Raw genomic sequence first — 6168 nt, forward strand, 5'->3', positions numbered from 1 at the left:
ATGTTGGGTGGAGCGGACAATCCAAATGGTGAATTACTGTCTTATATCATTGGCGCTGACAATAGGCGCTAAAGGCAAGAAGTGAATCCAGTATATGCATTGTAAACGTCCTTGTAATTAACCAATAATATGAAGTGATGTCAGCGGGATATCGACACCCAGCGCACGCGAAAATAACCACTCCGGCTCGCCGAGATCGTTAAATGATTCCTCACCATTTAACAACAAATATTCGTAAGTATCTTCGGTAACTTGCCGTTGGTAGCCCATGGTAAAATTATGGACCTCCCATTTTGCATGGTTTTGATTTTCTACTTTTTCCAGCATGTAGACGGGTTCGATATTCCCCGGTTCTTCGCTGTTAAAAAATCGCTGCCAGCGTTTTTCCTGCCAGTTTAAGGTCATTGCCCCCATCGCTTTGGCGTTGATCGCCTCGCGCCAGTGACTCTCTTTACTGATACCGTAGCTCTCTTCATAGATAAAGAGCTTGATATCATCAATGTCATCATTCTCTTCGCCGCCGGTGGTATTGATTTGTAGAAATTCATCGCCCGAAGTGTAGTAGCGAAAAATCTGGCTACCGCCGCCCAGATCGATGTGGCTGACAGCTGCTACCGTGTATTCTTCACCCGGTAGCGCAATCAGCAATTCATCTTCCAGCAAACGAAACGCTAACGTGTCGAGCGTAAAGCCACTATTGAGATGAAGCCCCAGCGGGCCACGTGCGATTGCAGGTTTATCATCCTTACCAAACAGACGCTGGAAAAAACCAGACATATTTTATCCTTAAAATAGTTGCCAGCCTTTTAGTGAGACTGGCAAAAAATTACTCGCCCTGTTGGCGTTGCAGTCTTGCTAATACATCCTGGGCGCTACTTTTATTGCTACCGCCAATTCCGGCTTCTGCCAGCTTTTCATCAAGATCGCGACCGTCTGCCACTTTTTCCAACTGTGCGGCAGCATCCAGGCGAGCCTGACGTTCGGCCTGACGCGTTTGCAGGCGTTTTAATGACTCTGCCGCTGTCGAAACGCTGGAGGACGCGCCGACTGTAGATGTTGTCACAGCCTGCTGCGCACGCTGCATAGCTTCAGTGGCTTTAACGACTTCCATTTGTTGCTCAAATTGGGCAATACGCTGTGCCGTTGCCGTGACTGCTTTTTCTACGCCATCGCGAGAGACTTCCAGATTCGACAACACTTGCTCTTCAGCGGTAATGAGATTCTCAAGGCGCGCGATTTCTTCTGCAACTTCGTTAATCAACGACGGATTAACGTTCTTACTTAACGCTTCCAGCGCACGGGCTTCCAGACTGGCTTTGCGCTCACGTAAATCTTTCAGCTTATCGTGACTTAATTTCACCCGCGCCAACAGGTCGACGCGAGATTTTCCAGCTTTATCGAGTTCAGCTTTAGCGTCACGAATATGCTGTTCCAGCATGCGCACGCCCTGGTTTTCTTCAATGGACTCTTCTGCCTGGGAGATAAACGATTTACCCAGCGTAAATAAACTTTTTAAAATCCCCATAAATACCCGTCCTTGTAATTAGTGTGAATATTCTTCTGTAATTTCAGCCAGATCCATAGCGTTATCTACCAGCGTGGTTATCTCCAGCAGGATGTCTTCAAGAGAAGATTTAAGTGATAACGCCCCGAAAACAATGTAATACTCGTCCTGTTGCACACTGGAGATCCCTACCGATGACAACGGCATCACCTTCTGATGTCTTAATAAGAAGGTATTAAATTCATCTGGATTGCTGATACTACTTACCGGACAAATAAAAGTTTCGATAATTATTTGGCGGGAAGTAAAAAGAATACTGATTTGCAAATCGCCATAATCATTCATTTTGATAATTAATGCGTTTTCGCTATTTGTTATATCAATATTTTGTTCAGGTACAGTTTGCAGCGCCGCCGCCAGCGCCAACGGATTCCATGTCATATATTATTCCATATAGATTAAGTTTAAATATTAATAAGATGAATGTTTTTAGTGCGTAATTATATTACCAGCTATAGATAAAAAAAAACCATCCAAATATGGATGGTTTTTCATAATTTAGAGGAATTAGCTACGCTGGCGAACAGCTTCAAATAAGCAAATGCCGGTCGCAACCGAAACGTTCAGGGAAGAAACACTTCCTGCCATCGGGATGCTGATCAACTCATCGCAATGCTCACGCGTCAGGCGACGCATACCTTCGCCTTCTGCCCCCATCACCAACGCCAGACGACCGGTCATTTTGCTCTGATAAAGCGTATGATCCGCTTCACCTGCCGTACCGACGATCCAGATGTTCTCTTCCTGCAACATACGCATGGTGCGCGCCAGGTTAGTCACCCGAATCAGCGGAACGCTTTCTGCCGCACCACAGGCCACTTTTTTCGCCGTGGCGTTGAGCTGGGCAGAGCGATCTTTCGGCACAATCACCGCATGAACACCCGCGGCGTCCGCGCTACGCAGGCACGCGCCGAGGTTGTGCGGATCGGTTACACCGTCGAGGATCAGCAGGAAGGGTTGATCGAGCGAAGCAATCAGATCCGGCAGATCATTTTCCTGATACTGACGTCCTGGCTTCACGCGGGCGATAATCCCCTGATGCACGGCACCGTCGCTTTTCTCGTCGAGATATTGGCGGTTTGCCAGCTGGATAACCACGCCCTGGGACTCAAGGGCGTGAATCAGCGGCAACAGACGTTTATCTTCACGGCCTTTTAAAATGAAGACTTCCTGAAAACGTTCAGGGGCGCGCTCCAGCAGGGCCTGCACTGCGTGGATGCCGTAAATCATTTCGCTCATTAATGTACTCGTTGTTTACGTTTTGCCTGATGCGCTACGCTTATTAGGCCTACATGATCCCTGCAATATATTGAATTTGCGTGATTATGTAGGCCGGATAAGGCGTTCATGCCACATCCGGCATGAACAAAGCGCATTTTGTCAGCAATCTGCTCCTCTTCTGTTTGAAGAGGGTAATGATCACTCTGCCACTTTTTTCTTCGCCGCACGCTTCGCTTTGGTCGCAGCGGCTATCTTCTGCGTTTTAGCCGATGGCTTTTTCGCTTTTCTCGCGTCTTTCTTTGCTGCTTTCGGCTTCGTTTTTTTCTCACCGCGGAAGGCGCTGTCTGGCTCAAAGTTTACCTTTTTACCGACCTGTCGACGCTTGCCGCCTTTTTTGCCTGCATCGCCCTTTTTCGCTTTCTCGCGCGCTGTTTTACCAACGTTACGCGGTGCGCGTTCACTGGAGATTAGGCTAAAATCGATTTTGCGCTCATCCATATTAACCGCTTCGACGCGAACTTCTACGCGATCGCCCAGACGATAAGTCTGACCACTGGATTCACCCATCAGACGTTGCCCCACCTGATCAAAGCGATAGTAGTCATTGTCCAGCGAAGAGACATGGACCAGACCATCGATGAACAAGTCATCCAGACGAACAAAGAAACCGAAACCGGTGACGCTGGAAATCACGCCTTTAAAGACGTTACCTACCTGGTCGAGCATGAAGTCACACTTCAGCCAGTCAGCCACATCGCGCGTTGCTTCGTCGGCACGACGTTCTGCCATCGAACAATGCTGACCCAGTTGCAGCATCTCTTCCATCGAATAATGGTAGCCGCCGGTTTCAGTGGTGTTGCCCTGATGCCCCTGCTCTTTCGCCAGCAGATACTTAATGGCGCGGTGCAGCGTAAGATCAGGATAACGACGAATCGGCGAAGTAAAGTGCGCATAGGACTGCAATGCCAGACCGAAGTGACCGCGGTTTTCCGGGTCATAAATCGCCTGTTTCATCGAGCGCAACAGCATGGTTTGCAGCATTTCTGCATCCGGACGATCGGCAACCGACTCCAGCAGCTCCGCGTAGTCACGCGGTTCCGGCTTATTACCGCCCGGCAGTTCCAGCCCCAGCTCTGACAGCACTGAACGGAAAGAGGTAATCGCTTCGGTGCTTGGCTTGTCGTGAATACGGAACAGTGCCGGTTCTTTGGCTTTCTCAACGAAACGCGCCGCCGAGATATTCGCCAGAATCATGCACTCTTCAATTAACTTGTGCGCGTCGTTACGCTGAGTCTGTTCGATACGCTCAATACGGCGTTCCGCGTTGAAGATGAACTTCGCTTCTTCGCTCTCAAATGAGATCCCACCGCGTTCTTCACGGGCTTTATCCAGCACTTTATAGAGGTTATGCAACTCTTCGAGATGCTTAACCAGCGGCGCATACTGCTCACGCAGATCCTGATCGCCCTGCAGAATATGCCAGACTTTGGTGTAGGTCAGACGCGCGTGAGAACTCATCACTGCTTCGTAGAATTTGTAGCCCGTCAGGCGACCTTTCGACGAAATGGTCATCTCACACACCATACACAGGCGGTCTACCTGCGGATTGAGCGAACACAGGCCGTTAGAGAGTACTTCCGGCAGCATCGGGATAACCTGCGAAGGAAAGTACACCGACGTACCACGGTTACGCGCTTCTCTGTCCAGCGGTGTTGGTGGACGCACATAGTAGCTGACGTCGGCAATCGCGACCCATAAACGCCAGCCGCTGCCGCGTTTTTTCTCGCAGTAAACAGCATCGTCAAAGTCACGAGCATCTTCGCCATCAATGGTGACCAGCGGTAAATCGCGCAGATCGACACGGCCCGCTTTTGCTTCTTCCGGCACATCTTCTTTCAGCCCGGCAACCTGTTGCTCAACAGCCTGCGGCCAGATGTACGGAATTTCATGGGTACGCACAGCGATATCAACCGCCATGCCGGTGCCCATATTGTCGCCCAGCACTTCGACAATTTTACCCACCGCTTTGGTACGACGAGTCGGGCGTTGAGTCAGTTCAACCACCACCACAAAGCCCATCCGCGCGCCCATGATCTGATCGGGCGGGATTAAAATATCGAAGCTCAGACGGCTGTCGTCAGGAACCACAAAGCCAACACCCGCTTCGGTAAAGTAGCGACCAACAATCTGGCTGTTTTTTGGCACCAGTACGCGGACAATACGTGCTTCACGGCGGCCTTTACGGTCAGCGCCCAGCGGCTGAGCCAGCACCTGATCGCCATGAATGCAGGTTTTCATCTGCTCGCTGGAGAGATACAAATCATCTTTACGTCCTTCAACCCGCAGAAAGCCGTAGCCATCACGGTGGCCAATAACGGTACCTTTCACCAGGTCGAGGCGTTCCGGCAGCGCATAGCACTGACGACGAGTGAAGACCAGTTGACCATCGCGCTCCATCGCGCGCAGGCGGCGACGCAGGCCTTCAAGCTGCTCTTCGCCTGCAATGTGCAGTTCTACCGCCAGCTCATCACGGCTGGCCGGTTTTTCACGTTTGGTTAAATGTTCGAGGATAAATTCCCGACTAGGGATGGGATTCGCGTATTTTTCAGCTTCGCGTTCCTGGAAAGGATCTTGTGACATCTCGGTTCCTCCGTTGTCATCTCTGATGAAGATTTTCGTCACTCCACCAGCAATAATTTATAAAGCGGTTGATTCTCTTCAACCAAATCGGCAAGCGTGTAGTTATCCAGTTCCGTAAGAAAACTTTGCACGGCCTTAGAAAGCACCTGTTTCAACCGACAGGCAGGTGTAATATGGCAAAACTCACTGCTGCAATTCACCAGCGATAAGGGTTCCAGCTCGCGCACCACATCACCAATACGTATCGCACTCGCCGACTTACCCAGACGAATGCCGCCATTTTTCCCACGAACAGCAGTCACGTAGCCGGCACGACTAAGTTGATTGATTATTTTGACCATATGATTACGGGAGACGCCGTAGACGTCAGTCACTTCAGAAATACTGGTCATCTGCCCTTCTGGCAATGACGCCATGTAGATCAGCGCACGTAAGCCGTAATCAGTGAAACTCGTTAACTGCACATCAACCTCAAAAGGGAAATCGGGAAAAAATACATTTATATTGATGATAAACCAGCCACCAGCCAGGTCGCTAATTTTTTCGGTGCGGGAAGGAGAAAAATGAAAATCTATCATACGACGCCGTCCTTGTACCCATTCGGACGGCGTATACCAACAGCTTGGGGCAGTTACTTTTTCTGCTTCTTGGTGATGTACAGGGAAATACCGATGATAATGAGTGACTGCTCCCCGCCGTAAACGGCGAGGCTTCCCACTTCTTAGGCTGCAACTGGCATAGAG

General features: G+C 50.0%; 6 protein-coding genes. All 6 read right to left on the reverse strand.

Features of this window, described 5'->3' with window-relative positions:
- Positions 1-117 precede the first annotated feature (117 nt).
- Complete coding sequence (locus A7090_RS25045) at positions 118-777, reverse strand: YjfK family protein (RefSeq protein ID WP_105275878.1); 660 nt, start codon at positions 775-777, stop codon at positions 118-120.
- A 49-nt stretch (positions 778-826) separates the two neighbouring features.
- Positions 827-1525 (reverse strand): PspA/IM30 family protein, encoded by a 699-nt coding sequence (locus tag A7090_RS25050; protein WP_097291243.1) that lies wholly within the window; start codon positions 1523-1525, stop codon positions 827-829.
- An 18-nt stretch (positions 1526-1543) separates the two neighbouring features.
- Positions 1544-1945 carry a YjfI family protein gene (locus A7090_RS25055; protein WP_105275879.1) on the reverse strand — a complete coding sequence of 134 codons (402 nt, stop codon included), beginning with the start codon at positions 1943-1945 and terminating at the stop codon, positions 1544-1546.
- Between the two features lie 126 nt (positions 1946-2071).
- Entirely contained in the window at positions 2072-2803 is a 732-nt protein-coding gene (rlmB, locus tag A7090_RS25060) for a 23S rRNA (guanosine(2251)-2'-O)-methyltransferase RlmB (RefSeq protein ID WP_001293282.1), read from the reverse strand.
- Between the two features lie 180 nt (positions 2804-2983).
- Positions 2984-5425 carry a ribonuclease R gene (gene rnr / locus A7090_RS25070; protein ID WP_105275881.1) on the reverse strand — a complete coding sequence of 814 codons (2442 nt, stop codon included), beginning with the start codon at positions 5423-5425 and terminating at the stop codon, positions 2984-2986.
- 38 nt (positions 5426-5463) lie between these two features.
- Positions 5464-5889 carry a nitric oxide-sensing transcriptional repressor NsrR gene (gene nsrR / locus A7090_RS25075; protein ID WP_105275882.1) on the reverse strand — a complete coding sequence of 142 codons (426 nt, stop codon included), beginning with the start codon at positions 5887-5889 and terminating at the stop codon, positions 5464-5466.
- Positions 5890-6168: the final 279 nt, after the last annotated feature.

Source organism: Escherichia sp. MOD1-EC7003, assembly GCF_002965065.1.
GTDB lineage: Bacteria > Pseudomonadota > Gammaproteobacteria > Enterobacterales > Enterobacteriaceae > Escherichia.